The organism is Isoptericola sp. NPDC019482, assembly GCF_040632295.1.
Classification (GTDB): domain Bacteria; phylum Actinomycetota; class Actinomycetes; order Actinomycetales; family Cellulomonadaceae; genus Isoptericola.
On sequence record NZ_JBEYBQ010000055.1, the window covers coordinates 1 to 16777 of the forward strand.

Annotated in this window: 14 protein-coding genes and 1 tRNA gene; 10 read left to right on the forward strand and 5 right to left on the reverse strand. The window is 73.0% G+C overall.

All coding sequences use genetic code 11. The features are described 5' to 3' along the window. The first annotated feature begins 205 nt into the window (after positions 1-205). From ABZ493_RS20840 to ABZ493_RS20860, 5 genes are all read left to right on the forward strand, one after another. Entirely contained in the window at positions 206-967 is a 762-nt protein-coding gene (locus tag ABZ493_RS20840) for a septum formation initiator family protein (protein WP_430584024.1), read from the forward strand. Positions 968-1107: 140 nt separating this feature from the next. Continuing rightward, the gene (locus tag ABZ493_RS20845) at positions 1108-1635 is read left to right on the forward strand and encodes a DUF501 domain-containing protein (protein ID WP_430584025.1); all 528 of its coding nucleotides are present in this window, start codon (positions 1108-1110) and stop codon (positions 1633-1635) included. A 67-nt stretch (positions 1636-1702) separates the two neighbouring features. Continuing rightward, entirely contained in the window at positions 1703-2680 is a 978-nt protein-coding gene (locus ABZ493_RS20850; protein ID WP_430584026.1) for a Ppx/GppA phosphatase family protein, read from the forward strand. A gap of 91 nt (positions 2681-2771) precedes the next feature. Further along, positions 2772-4223, forward strand: coding sequence for an NAD(P)/FAD-dependent oxidoreductase (locus ABZ493_RS20855; protein WP_430584027.1), 1452 nt, complete (start codon positions 2772-2774; stop codon positions 4221-4223). 70 nt (positions 4224-4293) lie between these two features. Next, positions 4294-4370: transfer RNA gene (locus ABZ493_RS20860), tRNA-Leu, on the forward strand. A 12-nt stretch (positions 4371-4382) separates the two neighbouring features. On the opposite strand, the gene ABZ493_RS20865 is transcribed toward ABZ493_RS20860, so the two are convergent. Further along, entirely contained in the window at positions 4383-5303 is a 921-nt protein-coding gene (locus ABZ493_RS20865; protein WP_430584028.1) for a LysR family transcriptional regulator, read from the reverse strand. 71 nt (positions 5304-5374) lie between these two features. On the opposite strand from ABZ493_RS20865, the gene ABZ493_RS20870 reads away from it, so the two are divergent. The 3 genes from ABZ493_RS20870 to ABZ493_RS20880 all read left to right on the forward strand — a co-directional run bounded on the left by ABZ493_RS20870 (position 5375) and on the right by ABZ493_RS20880 (position 7320). Beyond that, positions 5375-6313, forward strand: coding sequence for an EamA family transporter (locus ABZ493_RS20870; RefSeq protein ID WP_430584029.1), 939 nt, complete (start codon positions 5375-5377; stop codon positions 6311-6313). A gap of 10 nt (positions 6314-6323) precedes the next feature. Beyond that, a complete protein-coding gene (locus ABZ493_RS20875) occupies positions 6324-6731 on the forward strand; it encodes a helix-turn-helix transcriptional regulator (protein ID WP_430584030.1) in 408 nt (135 codons plus the stop codon). A gap of 94 nt (positions 6732-6825) precedes the next feature. Continuing rightward, positions 6826-7320 (forward strand): YciI family protein, encoded by a 495-nt coding sequence (locus ABZ493_RS20880; RefSeq protein WP_430584031.1) that lies wholly within the window; start codon positions 6826-6828, stop codon positions 7318-7320. Here the strand turns inward: ABZ493_RS20880 and ABZ493_RS20885 are convergent. From ABZ493_RS20885 to ABZ493_RS20900, 4 genes are all read right to left on the reverse strand, one after another. Then, entirely contained in the window at positions 7317-7937 is a 621-nt protein-coding gene (locus ABZ493_RS20885) for an ATP-dependent Clp protease proteolytic subunit (protein ID WP_430584037.1), read from the reverse strand. The genes ABZ493_RS20880 and ABZ493_RS20885 overlap by 4 nt on opposite strands. Positions 7938-7948: 11 nt before the next feature. After that, positions 7949-8575: an ATP-dependent Clp protease proteolytic subunit gene (locus ABZ493_RS20890; protein ID WP_430584032.1), complete on the reverse strand. Its 627-nt coding sequence runs from the start codon at positions 8573-8575 to the stop codon at positions 7949-7951. Between the two features lie 90 nt (positions 8576-8665). Further along, a complete protein-coding gene (locus ABZ493_RS20895; RefSeq protein WP_430584033.1) occupies positions 8666-11050 on the reverse strand; it encodes a hypothetical protein in 2385 nt (794 codons plus the stop codon). 132 nt (positions 11051-11182) lie between these two features. Continuing rightward, positions 11183-11674, reverse strand: coding sequence for a MarR family transcriptional regulator (locus tag ABZ493_RS20900; RefSeq protein WP_430584034.1), 492 nt, complete (start codon positions 11672-11674; stop codon positions 11183-11185). A gap of 174 nt (positions 11675-11848) precedes the next feature. On the opposite strand from ABZ493_RS20900, the gene ABZ493_RS20905 reads away from it, so the two are divergent. Further along, positions 11849-13081, forward strand: coding sequence for an MFS transporter (locus ABZ493_RS20905; protein ID WP_430584035.1), 1233 nt, complete (start codon positions 11849-11851; stop codon positions 13079-13081). 214 nt (positions 13082-13295) lie between these two features. After that, on the forward strand, positions 13296-16640 hold the full coding sequence (locus ABZ493_RS20910; RefSeq protein WP_430584036.1) for an efflux RND transporter permease subunit: 3345 nt from the start codon (positions 13296-13298) through the stop codon (positions 16638-16640). Positions 16641-16777 lie beyond the last annotated feature (137 nt).

The window sequence follows — 16777 nt, forward strand, 5'->3', positions numbered from 1 at the left end:
CCGGGCCGCGCTTGCCCCCCCCCCCGCGCGGTCGTTCGCGCCGCGCCGCGGTAGTGGTCCAGTCCACTACCTCGGCGCGGCCTGGACTACCTCGGCGCGGCCTGGACTACCTCGGCGCGGCCTGGACTACCTCGGCGAGGGTGGCCTCGCGGGCGCGCCGACGACGGTCCCGGGCGCGGGCGGTGCGGCTCGGCAGAATCGGGGCGTGCCTGCCCGTCGCCCGACCTCGCCCGCCGCCCGCCGTCCGGCGTCGCGGCCCTCGGGGGCGCGCGGCGGTTCCGCGCGGCCCACGACGACGGCGAACGCGTCGGTGGGCACCAGGCCCAAGGCCGCGGCGAAGGGCACGAGCAAGAGCGCCGGCGCGAAGGGCACGGCGAAGGGCACGGCCCAGGCCTCCGGCAAGAGCTCCGGCAAGGGCGCGGCGAGCACGAGGCGCGGGTCACGACGTCCGGCGGGTCCGGCGCGCGAGGAGCGACGGCGCAGCCGTTACGGGCTGGTGCTGCCGGAGGTGCTCACCGTCCGGCTCATCGTGCTGTCGGTGGTGGTGCTGCTCGCGGTGGTGCTGCTGCTGCCGACGGTGCGCGCCGCCGTCCAGCAGTCGCACGAGCTGGACCGGCTCCGCACCGAGCTGGCGCAGAACCAGGCGGAGCGCGACCGTCTGGAGGTGGAGCTCGGGCGCTGGGAGGACCGGTCGTACGTCGAGGAGCAGGCGCGGTCCCGGCTCAGCTTCGTCATGCCGGCGGACAAGGTGTGGCGCGTGGTCGACCCGGACGCGGCGGGCGACGACGACGTCGACCCCGTGACGGGCGAGGCCGTCGGCTCCGGGCCGGTGGGGACGTCCACCGGCCCGAGCGTGCCCTGGTACCAGTCGGTCTGGGAGTCGGTGCAGGTCGCCGACGGCCCGGCCGCCACGGGCGACGGCGATCCGGAGCGCGGCTCGCCCAGCCCGTCGCCGGGAGCCGGCTGAGCCCTGCCCGCCGACCACGTCGTCGACGGCGGCTCGCTCGCACCCTGGTGGTGAGCGGGCGCACGGCGGCAGCGGTGCGACCGGGGGAGCGCCCGGGGGACAATGGGGCTGCCCCGCCCGCGACGCACCCGAGGACCTCCGTGACCGACCAGACCCCCGCCCCCGTCGACGCCGGCGACCCGACCGCCGTCACCGACCGCGACCTCGAGGTGCTCGCCGAGCAGCTCGGCCGCGAGCCGCGCGGCGTCGTCGGCATCGCCGCCCGCTGCGTGTGCGGTCGCCCGCTCGTCGTGCGCACCGCGCCGCGGCTGCCCGACGGGACGCCGTTCCCGACCACCTACTACCTCACGCACCCGGGCGCGGTCGCCGCCGCGTCGCGGCTGGAGGCGGACGGTGTGATGAAGGAGATGACGGAGCGGCTCGGCGAGGACGAGGAGCTCGCGGCGGCCTACCGGGGCGCGCACGAGCACTACCTGGCGAAGCGCGCGGAGCTCGGGCAGGTCGATGAGATCGAGGGCATCTCCGCCGGCGGGATGCCCACCCGTGTGAAGTGCCTCCACGTGCTCATGGGGCACGCGCTGGCCGCCGGCCCCGGCGTCAACCCGCTCGGCGACGAGGCCCTCGCCCGGGTGCGCGACCAGTGGCGGCCCGACCGCTGCACCTGCTGACGGGCCTTCGTCACACGGCCGACGTTCGAACGGCGGGGCGTCGGTGTCGAATGAGACAGTGTCGCCCGTGATCGAACGCTCCACGCCCACTGCTGCCTCCGCGACACGGGTCGCGGCCATCGACTGCGGCACCAACTCCATCCGTCTCCTGGTCGCCGACGTCGGCCCCGACGGCACGCTGACCGAGGTCGACCGGCAGCTGCGCATCGTGCGGCTCGGGCAGGGCGTGGACCGCACGGGCGAGCTCGCCCCGGAGGCGCTGGCGCGCACGCTGGAGGCGTCGCGCGACTACGCGAAGGTCATCACCGAGGCGGGCGCCACGCGCGTGCGCTTCGTCGCGACGTCGGCCACGCGCGACGCGCGCAACCGGCGGGAGTTCTTCGACGGCGTCCGCGCGGCGCTCGGCGTCGACGCCGAGGTGGCGTCGGGCCGCGAGGAGGCGGAGCTGTCGTTCCGCGGTGCGACCGCGGGCGTCGCCGCGCAGCACCCCGGGCCGTACCTGGTGGTGGACCTCGGCGGCGGCTCGACCGAGCTGGTGCTCGGCACGACGACGCCGGAGGCCGCCCTCTCGCTCGACGTCGGGTCGGTGCGGATGACGGAGCGTCACCTGCACTCCGACCCGCCTGCGCCGGCCGAGGTGGAGGCCGCCCGCGCCGACGTGCGCGCCGCGCTCGACGACGCCGCCCGCACCGTCCCGTTCGGCCGGACCACGACGCTCGTCGGCCTCGCCGGCTCGGTGACGTCGGTGACCGCGCACGTCCTGGGGCTGACCGAGTACCGGCGCGACGCCGTGCACGGCGCCGTCCTCGGCGTCGACGGGGTGCTCGCCGCGTGCGACGACCTGCTGCACCGCACCCGCGAGCAGCGCCTCGCCCTCGGGTTCATGCACCCCGGTCGCGCGGACGTCATCGGCGCGGGCGCGCTGGTCTGGTCGGAGGTCGTGCGACGGGTGCGCGCCGACGTCGCCGCCGCGGGCGGCACGCTGACCGACGTCGTGACCAGCGAGAGCGACATCCTCGACGGCATCGCGCTCTCGCTCGCGTGACCCGTGCGGCCTGACCTGCGCGAAAGCTGCCGGGGGTCGCAGGATGGACGGCTCGACTGCGTGCCTCCGGCACGGTCGTAGAATGGTGATCATGCCTCAGAACGTTCTGTCGTCGGACACCTCTGTCCAGGACGCGCCCGCAGCGGCCCCGCGGCCCCGCAAGGTGCCTCGCATCGTCGTCCTCGGCGGTGGTTCCGTCGGCCTCTACGCGGCGCGTCGTCTGCGCCGCAAGCTCGGCAAGCAGGATGCGGCGATCGTCGTCGTCGACCCCCGGCCGTACATGACCTACGCGCCGTTCCTGCCGGAGGCGGGCGCGGGCTCGATCGACGCGCGCGACGTCGTCGCCCCGCACCGCAAGGCGCTCAAGGGCATCGACGTGCTGCAGGGCCTGGTCAACCACATCGACCACGCCGGGCACAAGATCACGATCCACCCCGAGGAGGGGCCGGACTACGAGGTCTCCTACGACCAGCTCGTCATCGGCCTCGGCTCGGTGTCCCGCACGCTGCCCATCCCGGGCCTCGCGGAGACCGCGATCGGCTTCAAGAACGTGGAGGAGGCCATCGCGGTCCGCAACCACGTGCTCAACCGCATGGACGTCGCGTCGTCGACGTGGGACGCGGAGGCGCGCAAGCGCATGCTGACGTTCACGTTCGTCGGCGGCGGCTTCGCCGGTATCGAGGCGCTCGCCGAGATCGAGGACATGGCGCGGTACGCCACGCGCAACTACCCGACGATCGACGTCGAGGACCTGCGCTTCGTCATGATCGAGGGCTCGGGCCGCATCCTGCCCGAGGTCTCCGAGCCCATGGGCCTGTGGGCGCTCGACGAGATGAAGAAGCGCGGCATCGAGTTCCACCTCAACACGTTCCTGTCGTCCTGCCTGGACGGGCACGTCGTCACGTCGACGGGCGTCGAGTTCGACACCGAGACGATCGTGTGGACCGCGGGCGTCAAGGCGAACCCGGTCATCAAGGAGGAGTCGGACCTCCCCGTCGACCGCATGGGCCGCGTCGTCGTCAAGCCCACCCTCCAGGTCGCGACGGAGGACGGCGAGATCGTCCCCGGCGCCTGGGCCGCGGGCGACTGCGCCGCCGTGCCCGACGTGCTCAACCCGGGCCAGTTCTGCCCGCCGAACGCGCAGCACGCGATCCGCGAGGCCACCAAGCTGGCCGACAACCTGGTCGCCGTCCTCAAGGGCGAGCAGCCCGAGGACTACGCGCACAAGAGCGTCGGCGTCGTCGCGTCGCTCGGCCTGTACAAGGGCGTCGCGGAGCTGTTCGGCTTCCTCAAGCTGCGCGGCCCGCTCGCCTGGCTCGCGCACCGCGGCTACCACGTCATGGCCATGCCGACGGGCAACCGCAAGATCCGCATCCTCATCGGCTGGATCGGCCAGTTCCTCATGGGCCGCGAGATCGTGTCCCTCGGCTCCCTGCACGACCCGCGCGACGAGTTCCGCAAGGCGTCCGTGCCGCCGAAGCAGCCGGGCCAGAAGGTGGAGCAGAAGGCCGAGTCGTCGGCCGCGCGCGCCGAGAAGGGCTGACCCTCCCCGGTACCGTGAGCGGGCGCCGGCGATCTCCCTCGGGGGTCGCAGGCGCCCGCTCCGTCGTTCCGCCCCCGTAGCCCAACTGGCAGAGGCAGCCGGCTTAAACCCGGCCCAGTCCCGGTTCGAACCCGGGCGGGGGCACCACCTGCAGCGGGATCAGACGGCGTCGTCGCCGGACATGGCCGCGGCGACATCGGCGCCCGCGCGGCGGAACGCGTCGACGACGCGGCGGACGGCGAGCCGCTCGGCGCGGTCGGGGCGCAGGACGGCGGAGACGTGCCGCGCGATGGCGACGTCGGTCAGCTCGCGCAGCACGAGGCGGTCGCCGGTGGGCGTGGTGAAGCGCGGTAGCACGGCGACCTGGTCGCCCGCGGCGACGAGCGCCTCGATGAGGCGGTTGTCGCGCAGCCGCTGCACGACGCGCAGCTCGGCCCCGGTGGCCTGCTCGACGGCGAGCCGCACGGAGTCGAACGGGTAGCCGAGGGGCACCCCGATCCAGTCCTGGTCGACGAGGTCGCGCGGCCGCACGCGCGGCAGGCGGGCGAGCGGGTGGTCGGCGGCCATCGCGATGTCGAGGGGCTCGCGCGCGAGCGGCACGACCGTGAGCCCCTCGGCCCCCGCGGGCCGCACACTGGTGAGGGAGTGCGCGACGACGACGTCGTGGTCCGCGGTGAGCGGGCCGTACTCCGCCTCGGCGATGTCGACGTCGGAGCAGCGCAGCGTGATCGCGGTGCCGGCGAGGTCCGCCATGACGCGGGGGAGCAGGAACGTGGCGGCGCTGGCCAGGGCCGCGACGCTGACGGTGCCCGACGGCTCGCCCTGGAACTCGTCCCAGCGGGCCTGGACCTGCGCGAGCGCGGCGGCGACGCTCGCCCCGCCCTCGGCCAGCAGCCGGCCGGCGTCCGTGAGCCGCAGCCCGCGGCCGGACGGCTCGACGAGCGGCGTGCGCAGCTCGCGCTGGGCGGTGCGCAGCTGCTGGGACACTGCCGACGGCGTGCGGTGGGTGGCGTGGGCGACGGCGGTGACGCTGCCCCGGTCGGCGAGCTCGCGGAGCAGCTCCAGGTGCCGGACATCCATGAAGCCAGCCTACAGATAGCGTGAAGCAGGTTTCGCTTGTCCTTCAACGTCCAGCGGGTGAGGCTGGGCGCATGCCCGCCCGCCACCGGCTGCTCGCCGTCCTCGTCGCCCTCCTGTGGGGGTTGAACTTCATCGCCATCGACGCGTCGCTGCAGCACTTCCCGCCGATGTTCCTCGTCGCGCTGCGGTTCGCGCTCATCGCCCTGCCCACCGTGTTCCTGGTGCCGTGGCCGGACGTCCCGGTGTGCTGGGTGGTCGGCTACGGGCTCGGGTTCGGCGCGCTGCAGTTCCTCTTCCTGTACTGGGGCATGGCGGCCGGGATGCCTGCCGGCCTCGCGTCGCTCGTGCTCCAGATGTCCGGGCCCTTCACCGTGCTGCTGGGAGCCACGTTCCTGCGGGAGCGGGTGACCGGCCGGCAGGTGCTCGGCATCCTCGTGGCCGTCGGCGGCCTCACCCTGGTCGCCTGGCAGCAGGCCGCGACCGCCACGGTCGTGCCCTTCCTGCTCACCCTGGCCGGCGCGTTCGGCTGGGCGATCGGCAACGTCTGCAACCGGCAGGCCAAACCGCAGAGCCCGCTGCGCCTCACCCTGTGGATGTCCGTGGTGCCGCCGCTGCCGATGCTCGCGCTGTCCCTGCTGGTCGAGGGCCCGGGCGAGATCACCCGCTCGCTCACCTCCTGGGACGACCCCGCGGCCGTGGGCGCCGTCGTCGGCCTCCTGTACACGGTGGTCGTCGCGACGGTGCTCGGCTCCGGGATCTGGACCTGGCTCATGGCCCGCCACCCCGCGGGCGTGGTCGCCCCGTTCTCCATGCTCGTGCCGGTCGTCGGCATGTCGGCGGCCTGGCTGCTGCTCGGCGAGCGGGTGACCCCGCTCGAGGGCGTGGGCGCCGCGCTCGTCGTCGGCGGGGTGCTCTACGGCAGCGGCCGGGCCGCGCGGCGACTTCTGCCGTCAGCAGAACGGCCGCCCGCCGCGCCCCTGGCTGAGCCCACCGGGGCCGGTCGCGGGTAGCGTCGTGGGCATGACGGCGGACACGGGGTTCGGCACGACCGCGACGGAGCACGTGCGCGAGCCGCTGCTGCGGCACCTGGTCGGGGCGATCCTGCGCCGGGCGCGCCTGGCCCAGGGTCGCACGCTGCAGGAGGTGTCCGGCGAGGCGCGCATGTCCACGGCGTACCTGTCCGAGGTGGAGCGCGGCCGCAAGGAGGCGTCGTCCGAGGTGCTCGCCGCGGTGTGCGCGGCGCTCGGCATCCGGCTCGTCGACCTCGTCGCCGAGGCGCACGACGCGCTCGCCGCGAGCGCCGAGCAGCAGCAGCGCGTCCGGGTGCTCACGTCGCTGCGCGACCGCTCGCCGTCGTCGCCGGCGCACGTGCGCTCGGCGACGGCCGTGCGTTCGACGACGTCGGACGTCGTCGCCCTCGCCGCGTAGGAACGGGGCGGCGTGGAGTTCTTCGTCTTCCACCGTGATCGTGCCGGCTCGCGCGCCCTGCGTGAGGCGCTCAACGAGGAGCACCTGGTCTTACATGGACCGGTTCGCGGACGGGATGGTCGCGCGCGGCCCGACGACGACGGACGACGGCGAGACGCTCACCGGCAGCGTGCACGTCCTCGACCTGCCAGGGCCCGCCGCCGCCCGGGCGTTCGCGTTCGACGAGCCCAACTACCAGGCCGGTGCGTACCGCGACGTGCTGCTGCGACGGTGGCGCGACCTGCTCGGGCGCACGATGTGGGAGTACCACGGCGGGCCGGAGGGCGGCCCGCGGTTCCTGGCCCTCGGGCTCGGGCTCGGGTGGCGGGGGAGCGGCGAGCCGCTCGTCACGGCCGGGGCGGGGGCCGGCCTCGTCGCGGCGGGCCACCTCCTGTCCGACGACGGCGCCGCCGTCCTCGGGGCGGCCGCGCTGGTCGAGGCGCCCGCGCCCGCCGACGCCCGCCGGGTGCTGGTCGTGGACGACTACGCGGAGGTCGAGGTCCACGACTGGCACGTCGGCGGGCGCCCGGTGGCGCGGGACGACGGCTAGGCCACGGCGCGGTCCGACAGCTTGCGCGAGGTGACGACCGCGTCCGCCACCCCGTACTCGACGGCGTCGTGCGCCGAGAGGATGAGGTCGCGGTCGGTGTCGGTGCGCAGGCGTTCCACGGTCTGGCCGGTGTGGCGGGCCAGCAGCTCCTCGGTCTCGGCGCGCAGGCGCAGCACCTCGCGCGCCTGGATGGCGAGGTCGGAGACGGTGCCCTGCCCCTGGGTGGACGGCTGGTGCAGCAGCACGCGGGAGTGCTCCAGCACGGTGCGCTTGCCGGGCGTTCCCGCGGCGAGCAGCACCGCGGCGGCCGACGCCGCCTGGCCCATGCAGGTGGTGGCGACGTCGCTGCGCACGTACTGCATCGTGTCGTAGATGGCGGTCATCGCCGTGGCCGAGCCGCCGGGAGAGTTGATGTACAGCCCGATCTCCTGGTCGGGCCCCTCGGACTCCAGGTGCAGCAGCTGCGCCATGACGACGTTCGCCACGCCGTCGTCGATCTCCGTGCCGAGGAAGATGATGCGGTCGCGCAGCAGGCGGCTGAAGACGTCCGAGTAGCGCTCGCCCAGCGGCGTGCGCTCGACGACGTTCGGGATCGTGTAGCTCATCGTCTCGTCCATCCTCGCAGTCATCACAGCCCCGCCCTCCGGCCGGCGGCGGTCGGACGCACGTCCTCGACGCTCTCGACGATCCGGTCGACGATGCCGTACTCGACCGCCTCGGTGGCGGTGAACCAGCGGTCGCGGTCGCTGTCGGTGGCGATCTGCTCCACCGTGCGGCCCGTGTGCTGCGCGGTGAGCTCGTGCATCACACGCTTGGTGTGCTCCAGGTTCTCCGCCTGGATCGCGATGTCGACGGCGGTGCCGCCGATGCCCGCGGACGGTTGGTGCATCATCACCCGCGTGTGCGGCAGCGCGTAGCGCTTGCCCTTGGTGCCGGTGGTGAGGAGGAACTGGCCCATGCTGGCGGCGAAGCCGAAGCCGACCGTCACCACGTCGTTCGGCAGCAGCCGCATCGTGTCGTAGATGCCGAGCCCCGCGGTGACGGAGCCGCCGGGGGAGTTCACGTACAGCGCGACGTCGGACCGCGGGTCCTCGGCCGACAGCAGCAGGAGCTGCGCGACCACGCGGTTCGCGACGGCGTCGTCGATCTCGGTGCCGATCACCACGATGCGCTGGTGCAGCAGCCGCGCGGTGAGCTGGTCGTCGAAGGCGGGTGGGGTGGGTGGTGTCGGTGTGCTCAGGGTGGGTGTGCTCATGACCCCACAGTCCGACGGCGCAGGCCGCCGCGGGAGGGTTCTCTGCCGGGAGCGCATCTGCTCAGGGCAGACGCGCTCCCGGGTGAGCGGTCAGGACCGCGGGAACCAGCGCCGTCGGATGCCGACAAGGACGAGACCCACGAGCACCAGGACGATCGCCGCCACCATCAGACCGACGTCGCCGAAGCCGGTGCTCGCGAGCATGGCCGGTGTGGTCGCCTGCCCCGGTTGCGCGGCGTCGGCGCGCGACGGCGCGGGGCGTTCGTCGCCCCGAGCGGCGGGGTCGTCCGGCCTGGCGGGGCGTGCGTCGGGGGTGGGCTCGTCCTCGACGGTCGCGCGGCCGTCGTCCGGGCCCCCGCCGTCCCCGTCGCCGCCGCCCGCGCCGTCGTCGCCGCCGGGCGGGTCGGTGGGTTCGGGCGGGTCCGTGGGCACCGGGGCCGGCGCCACGTACGTCCCCCCGCCGAGCCACGCGGTGTCGGTTTCGTCGGCGAGCGTCGTGACGTCGTCCTGCCCTGCGAGTTCGGCGGGCACGCTCGCGACGTCGTACCGCGCGGCCTGTGCGGCCCTCGGCAGCTCGGGGTGCTGCTCCTCGAACGAGCCCTTCGACATCGCGTCGCGCGGGGTGTCGGGCAGCATGACGCCGCCGGTGATCTCTAGCCAGTACTCCAGGTCGCCATGCGTCCACTCGTAGCGGTACAGGGGGGTCTGGAGGCGCTCCATGTAGTCGTCGAAGACGTCCCGCGGGTCCCACTCCGTGCGTGCCGGCCAGTCGCTCACGTCGCCCGAGCCGATGACCTCGTGGTACGCCCCGGGGCGCTCGGCGTCCCGCTCGCGCAGCCACTGGGCGACGACCCGCGCCGTGTAGACGCGGCGCAGGTCGGCGTACCTCGGGTCCGTGTTCACGGACTCCTCGAGGAGCGGCGCGTACGTGTCCACGAGCAGCTGGTTGTTGTGGTCGACGACGTCCTGCGGTGCGGACTCGCACGAGTCGTCCTGGCCGGGCATCTCCCAGTCGACCTCGACGGGCTCGATCTGGGCGCGCAGCGGGGCGTCGAGGATGTAGAGCTGGTTGCCGTCCTCGCGCACCGTCGCGGGCTTCGGGTCGACCCAGAACCGGAACCAGTCGTGGCAGATCAGGCCCTCGTCGGTGCGCTCCATCGACTCCCAGAACGCGTTGCCGGTCTCGGTGTCGGGGTCCATCCCGTCAGCGATGGTGCGCTTGAACGCGAGGTCGGCCTCGAGCAGCACCCGACCGGCGTCGGTGGTGGCGAACTGCTCGTCGATGATCGTCTCGGGCGTGTCTGGGTTGAGGTTCACCCAGAACTGGCCCGGGTCGAGCGCGAGCCATGTCATCAGGGCGTCGGACGACAGGTCCAGCGCGGCCTCGCCGCCATAGCCGGGCTCCGCCGCACCATCGTCGGGCAGCTCGGCGGCCGCGAAGGAGTAGGCCAGGTCGTCCGACTTCGGGTCGTCGGAGACGTACCGCAGCTCCAGCGACGTCCAGTCGATGCCGCCGGGACGAACCGGGCTCATGCCAGGGCGCGATGACTCGGCACGGAGCTGGTTGTTCAGCTGTTGGACCTGTTTCGCCTGGGTGGGGGTGCTCCCGGACTGGGCGGCGATGTTCTTCACCGGCCCGTTGGTCGTCGCCTTCGGGGTGTTCATCGCGGTGCTCGCGGAGGCCCCCGGTTTCGCCAGCACGCCGTTGGCCCGAAGGGTCGCGTGGGTGACGCCGTACCTGCCGAGCCGGGTGACGGTCTTCTCCTGGAGTTTGCGGGTGGTGATGTAGACGACCTTCCAGCCCTTGCCCGTGACCTGCTTGTCGAGCCTGAGCTGCTTGTCCGTGATCGCGGAGCTGCCCGACTTCAGTTCGTACACGATCTTGTGCCTGCGGTTGACGGAGTCAAAGCGGCGCTCCTTGTCCAGCTCGAGCTCCTGCCAGAGCTCGGTGTCCTCGCAGATCCAGTCCGGTCCGCCGAGCTTGAGGAACTTGGCCACGCTCTTCTGGTAGCCATCGCCCCGGAAGTCGTTGGCCTGGTTGGGGATGTAGTTGTTGAGCCAGTCTGCCCAGTCGAGCTTCCCCTGACGGCCGAGGTACTTCTTCCACGACTGGATCAGGTGGTCCTTGGTGCCCGACTTGGCCTTCTTCGACGGCACTCCGTCGAGCTCCTGCTGGCTAGGAGCGTTCTCGGTGCGCCACTTCTCGGCCGGATTCTCGTACTCGTAGTTGTCGGCATCGTCGATCAAGGTCGTCGTCCGGCCACCGCCCGGAAGTTCGGCCCAGTCGGCGAGGTCCGTCACGCCCGTGAGCGTCTCGCAGGGGACGTTGAACTTCGGCGCGGAGTCGGCCTCCTCGGCGGGGAGGGCGACCGGGAGCACGAGGGCGAGCGCGGCCGCCAGCAGGGCGGCGACCGCGCGGCGGCGGCGTCGGTGCGCAGGGCGCGGTTCAGGGGCGGTGTCGAAGTGCGGGACCACGTCGTTCTCCCTCGATGGAGCCGGCAGTGACCGCCCGGGGCAGGTGTCGCCCTGGGCATCGTTCCTTCCGGCTCCCTAGAGCGACGCGGCACCGGTCCCGGACATCGATTGCCCGAGGCGACCTGCTTGCGGTCAGGCCGGGGGAGTGTCCCGCTTGTAGGTGTCGAGGTCGGCGTTGAGACGCTCGACGAGCTCGGCCAGGAGGATGCGGTCCGAAGCCTCCCAGTCCGCGAGCACGGTGGAGTAGGTCGCGCTGCGCCGTCGCCGCTGCGCGCGCAGGGCGTCCTTGCCGCTCGCGGTCGCGGTGACGACGACGGCGCGGCCGTCGTGCGGGTCGCGGGAGCGTTGCACGTGGCCGGCGCGCTCGAGGGCGGCCACCTGGCGGGTGGCGGTGGAGCCGTCGATGCCGAGCCGTTCGGCGAGCGCCTGGACGCGCTGGGGGCCGCCGTCGCGCAGGGCGTGGAGCAGCAGGTAGCCCGAGCGGTCGAGGTCGTGGCCGCCGGTCCGGACGGTGGTCGCCGCGGTGGTGCGCTCGGCCCGGCGTAGCAGCTGGGCGAGGCCGAGCTCGACGCGCGCGACGACCTCCGCCGTCGCGGGGTCGTCGTCCCGGTCCGGATGCGACATCTCCACACTGTTTCCCCGGGAAGCGTTCATAGGTGTATCCTACAGGTAATTACCTGCACCATGCAGGTATCTTGGCGCCCCGCACGGCCCCGTGCCGATGACGACGGCGCGCCGCATCGACAGACCAGCAGCAGAAGACCCCGCGGCGACCCGTGGGGCAGGAGCGAGGAGTCCGTGGCAGGCACACGCAACGAACCGAACAAGACCGCGATCTACGCGACCGCGCTGACCGCGTTCTTCGCGATCGCAGGAATCGCCGTCGTCGACCCGATCCTCCCGGTGATCGGCGAGGCCATCGGCGCCACCACGTGGCAGATCGAGCTCCTGTTCACCGCGTACATCGCGGTCATGGCCATCGGCATGATCCCGGCCGTGCTGGCCACGGGGAAGTTCGGCTACAAGAAGATCCTCGGCACGGGCGTCACCATCGTCGCGATCGCGGCGATCCTCGCCGCGCTGAGCACGTCGATCGGCCAGCTCGCCGCGCTGCGCGGGCTGTGGGGCCTCGGCAACGCGATGTTCTTCGCCACCGCGATGGTGCTGCTCGTCTCGCTCGCCAACGACCGCGAGTGGGTGGTCGGCATCTTCGAGACCTGCGTGGGCCTCGGGTTCGCCGTCGGCCCGCTCATCGGCGGCCTGCTCGGCAGCATCAGCTGGCGAGTGCCGTTCTTCGCCTGCGGCCTGTTCATGATCGTCGCGCTGGCCATGTCGATCACGAAGCTCAAGGACCCGGCCGAGAAGCCGGCGCCGCTGCACGTGGGCCAGGTCTTCGGGCTCTTCCGCAAGCCCGCGTTCCTCGCGCTCGCCGTCGTCACCGCCACGTACAACTTCGTGTTCTTCATCATCCTCGGCTACACGCCGATCTTTCTCGGGCTCGACGTCGTCCCCCTCGGCCTGGTGTTCACCGCCTGGGGCCTCGGCCTCGCGTTCGGCATCCTCGTCGTCGGCCACAAGCTCGCGCACACGATCGGCGCCGTGCAGACCCTCGGGATCGCCGTGGCCGGCGTGCTCGTCATGACGCTGCTGCTCGCCCTCGGCCTCTCGACGGCGGCCTCGATCGTCGTCCTCGTCGTCGCCGGCGTGTTCATGGGCATCGCCAACGCGATCCTCACCGACCTGTCTCTGGCGCTCGGCGACCCCGACCGCCGCGTCACGACCGGCGCCTTCAACCTCGTGCGCTGGGGCTTCGCCGCACCGGCCCCCGTGATCGCCGGCCTGCTGCACCCCGTCGGCGCCTCCGCCCCGTACTGGGTCGGCGTCGGGGTGCTGGCCGTGGGCGTGATCGTCTTCCTGCTCACCGCCCACAAGATGGCCGGGCAGCTCGGCGAGAAGGTGCTGTGGTCGCGCTGGAACAAGGCCGCCCGTGCCGTCGAGGGCACGCCCGAGGAGGCCATGTCCGAGCTGTGACCCACGCGTCGCACCCGGGGGGGCGACGGGCCGACGGGCGCCGGGCGGACACCACCGCCCGGCGCCCGTCGCGCTACGGGGTCCGACCGCCGTCGGGCCCCGTCCGACTTTCGGACGATGTGCCGGGGAACTCGTGGCGCGTATCGTCCGTTCAGCCCAAGCGTCACGACAGCGGAGTCGTGCCCCATCTGCCGACCGCCCGTCTGGAGTGAGCGTGTTCCGACTTGCCCGCCTGTCCCTGGCGAACCGCGCCGTCGTCGCCCTGGCGACGATCGCGATCTTCGTCTTCGGGGCGATGAGCCTGGGCTCCCTCAAGCAGGAGCTCATCCCGTCCCTGGAGCTCCCGGCGGGCGCGGTCGTCGCGACCTACCCGGGCGCATCGCCGGAGGTGGTCGAGCAGCGCGTCACCGAGCCGCTCGAGGCAGCCGCCCAGTCCGTCGAGGGCATCGAGTCCATCGGCTCGACGGCGTCCACCGGCAGCTCGGTCACCACCGTGCAGTTCGAGTACGGCACCGACATGGACGCCGCGACGCAGCGGCTCCAGACCGCCGTCACCCGCATCCAGTCGCAGCTCCCGGAGGACGTCGAGCCGCAGGTCGTCACCGGCTCGCTCGACGACCTGCCCGTCATCCAGCTCGCGGCGGCAGCCGGCGAGGACGAGGACGTCGACCCCGCGGCGCTCGCGGACACCGTCGACACCGTCGTCGTGCCCGCGCTGGAGGACCTGGACGGCGTGCGCTCCGTCGCCGTCACCGGCGGCGAGACCGACCAGGTGCTGGTCGACGTGAACACCAAGAAGGTCGCCGCGGCCGGCCTCACCACGCAGGACGTCGCCGACGTGCTCAAGGACAACGGCGTCGTGCTGCCCGCCGGCACCATCACGGACGACGACGTCACCTACTCCGTGCAGGCCGGCTCCAGCATCGACAGCGTCAAGGAGCTCAAGGCGCTCCCGCTCGTCCCCGACCCCGCGGCCGGGGCGGGCGCGACGACGGGCGCGGGCGACGCGACCGGCGGCACCACCGGCCAGGTCGGCGACGGGACGGGCGCCCCGCCCACGGCCGACGTCCCCGCTGCCCCCGAGCCCGTGACGCTCTCCGACGTCGCCACCGTGAAGGTCGTGCCGGTCGACGCGACGTCGCACTCCCGGCTCGACGGCGAGTCCTCGCTGGGCGTCGCCATCACCAAGACCCCCGACGGCAACACCGTCGACGTCTCCCACGCCGTCCAGGACGCGATGGACGACCTGAAGCCCGAGCTCGAGGACGCCGGCGTCACCACCGCCGTCGTCTTCGACCAGGCGCCGTTCATCGAGGAGTCCATCGAGGGCCTCGCCACCGAGGGTGGGCTCGGCCTGCTGTTCGCGGTGATCGTCATCCTCGTGTTCCTCGTCTCGCTGCGCTCGACGCTCGTGTCGGCCGTGTCGATCCCGCTCTCGCTGGCCGTGACCTTCGTCGTCATGAACGCCACCGGGTACACGCTCAACATCCTCACGCTGGGCGCCCTGACGATCTCGATCGGTCGCGTCGTCGACGACGCCATCGTGGTCATCGAGAACATCAAGAGACACCTGTCCTACGGCGAGGACAAGAAGGCCGCCATCCTCACCGCCGTGCGCGAGGTGGGCGGCGCCATCACCGCGTCCACCATCAGCACGGTCGCCGTCTTCCTCCCGATCGCGCTGGTCGGCGGCATGGTGGGCGAGCTGTTCCGGCCGTTCGCGATGACCGTCGCGATCGCGATGCTCGCGTCGCTGGTCGTGGCCCTGACGATCGTGCCCGTCCTCGCGTACTGGTTCGTCAAGGCGCCCGCCGTGGCCACGGACCCGGCCGAGGCGGAGCGCATCCGCGAGGCCGCCGAGGCCAAGGAGCGCCGCGGCCTGTGGCAGCGCGCGTACGTGCCCAGCCTGGGCGCCGCGCTGCGCCACCCGTGGGTCACGCTCGTGGTCGCGGTCGCCGTCCTCGGCGGCACCCTCGCGCTGGTGCCCCGCCTGGAGACCAACTTCATCGGGGACTCCGGCCAGGACACCGTCACCGTGACGCAGACGTTCGAGACCGGGGCGTCGCTCGAGGCGCAGGACGCCGCGGCGTCCGAGGTCGAGGACGCCCTGGCCGACGTCGACGCCGTCGAGAGCGTGCAGACCACGGTCGGCTCCGGCGACGCCGCGATGGCGGCGTTCATGGGCGGCGGCTCCGCGCCGCAGGCGACCTTCGCCATCACCCTCGACCCCGACGCCGACGGCGTCGAGGCGCAGACGGAGATCCGCGACGCCGTCGAGCCGCTGGCCGACACGGGCGTCACCACCGAGGTCAGCGTCTCCGGCGGGGACTCCGGCTTCGGCTCCAGCACCGTGGACCTCGTCGTGCAGGCGAACGACAGCGACGACCTCGAGTCCGCGGCCCAGCAGGTCACCGACGCGGTGTCCGACCTGGACGGCGTGGCCGAGGTGACCAACGACCTCTCCGCCGCGCAGCAGGTCGTGCAGGTGTCCGTCGACCGCGAGAAGGCGGCCGAGGCGGGCCTGACCGAGACCCAGGTGTCCGGCATCGTGTCGGGCGCGATGGACCCGGAGCAGACCGCCGGCGAGGTGGATCTCGGCGACGGGCCGATCGACGTCGTCGTGAAGACGGGCGACGCCCCGGCCACCCAGTCCGAGATCGAGGACCTCGAGCTCCCGACCGCCGCGGGCATGGTGCCGCTCACCGACGTCGCGACCGTCGAGAAGGTCGACGTGCCGACGTCGATCTCCCGCACCGACGGCGAGCGGTCGGCGACCGTGTCGGTGACGCCCGAGACACAGGACGTCGGCACGCTCAGCGCCGACATCACCGCGGCCACGGACGACCTCGACCTGCCCGCCGGGGCGACCGTCGAGATCGGCGGCGTCGCGGCCGACCAGGCCGACGCGTTCGCCGACCTGGGCCTGGCCCTCGTGGCCGCGATCGCCATCGTCTACCTGGTGATGGTCGCGACCTTCGGCTCGCTGGTGCAGCCGCTGATCCTGCTGGTGTCGGTGCCGTTCTCGGCCACCGGCGCGCTGCTGGCGCTGCTCGCCACGGACACCCCGCTGGGTGTCCCGGCGCTCATCGGCGTGCTGATGCTCGTCGGCATCGTGGTGTCGAACGCGATCGTGCTCATCGACCTCATCAACCAGTACCGGGACCCGGCGCACGGCCAGCCCCGGTCGCTGGACGAGGCCGTGCGCGAGGGCGCCCGCAAGCGTCTGCGCCCCATCGTCATGACGGCGCTGGCGACGATCTTCGCGCTGACGCCCATGGCGATCGGCCTCACCGGCGGCGGGTCGTTCATCAGCCAGCCGCTGGCCCTGGTGGTGATCGGCGGCCTGATCTCCTCGACGCTGCTCACCCTGTTCGTGGTGCCGGTGCTCTACGAGCTGATCGAGCGCCGCAAGGAGCGCCGTCGTACCAAGCGCGACTCGCGTGCGGTGCGCAAGGCCGATAAGGCGGAGCGGGCCGCGGCCCGCGCCGCGGAAAAGGCGGAGGCGGCCGAGGAAGCCGCCGCCGTCGCCCGCCGTCAGGCGGGCACCGACCCCGCCTGATCGTTGTGAGCGCGATTTCGGGGACTATTCGTGACCGAATAGTCCCCGAAATCGCGCCCACAACAACCGCGGGGATGGGGGGCGGGGCGTGTGGGGGGTTGGGGGGGCGGCGGGGCGCAGCACCGGGTTCCCCGGGA

What these genes read in the sequence shown, in the direction of transcription:
- ABZ493_RS20855 (WP_430584027.1), top strand. Translation starts at nt 2,772, where the DNA reads ATGCCTCAGAACGTTCTGTCGTCGGACACCTCTGTCCAGGACGCGCCC.
- ABZ493_RS20865 (WP_430584028.1), bottom strand. Translation starts at nt 5,303, where the DNA reads ATGGATGTCCGGCACCTGGAGCTGCTCCGCGAGCTCGCCGACCGGGGC.
- ABZ493_RS20870 (WP_430584029.1), top strand. Translation starts at nt 5,375, where the DNA reads ATGCCCGCCCGCCACCGGCTGCTCGCCGTCCTCGTCGCCCTCCTGTGG.
- ABZ493_RS20875 (WP_430584030.1), top strand. Translation starts at nt 6,324, where the DNA reads ATGACGGCGGACACGGGGTTCGGCACGACCGCGACGGAGCACGTGCGC.
- ABZ493_RS20880 (WP_430584031.1), top strand. Translation starts at nt 6,826, where the DNA reads ATGGACCGGTTCGCGGACGGGATGGTCGCGCGCGGCCCGACGACGACG.
- ABZ493_RS20885 (WP_430584037.1), bottom strand. Translation starts at nt 7,937, where the DNA reads ATGGACGAGACGATGAGCTACACGATCCCGAACGTCGTCGAGCGCACG.
- ABZ493_RS20890 (WP_430584032.1), bottom strand. Translation starts at nt 8,575, where the DNA reads ATGAGCACACCCACCCTGAGCACACCGACACCACCCACCCCACCCGCC.
- ABZ493_RS20900 (WP_430584034.1), bottom strand. Translation starts at nt 11,674, where the DNA reads ATGTCGCATCCGGACCGGGACGACGACCCCGCGACGGCGGAGGTCGTC.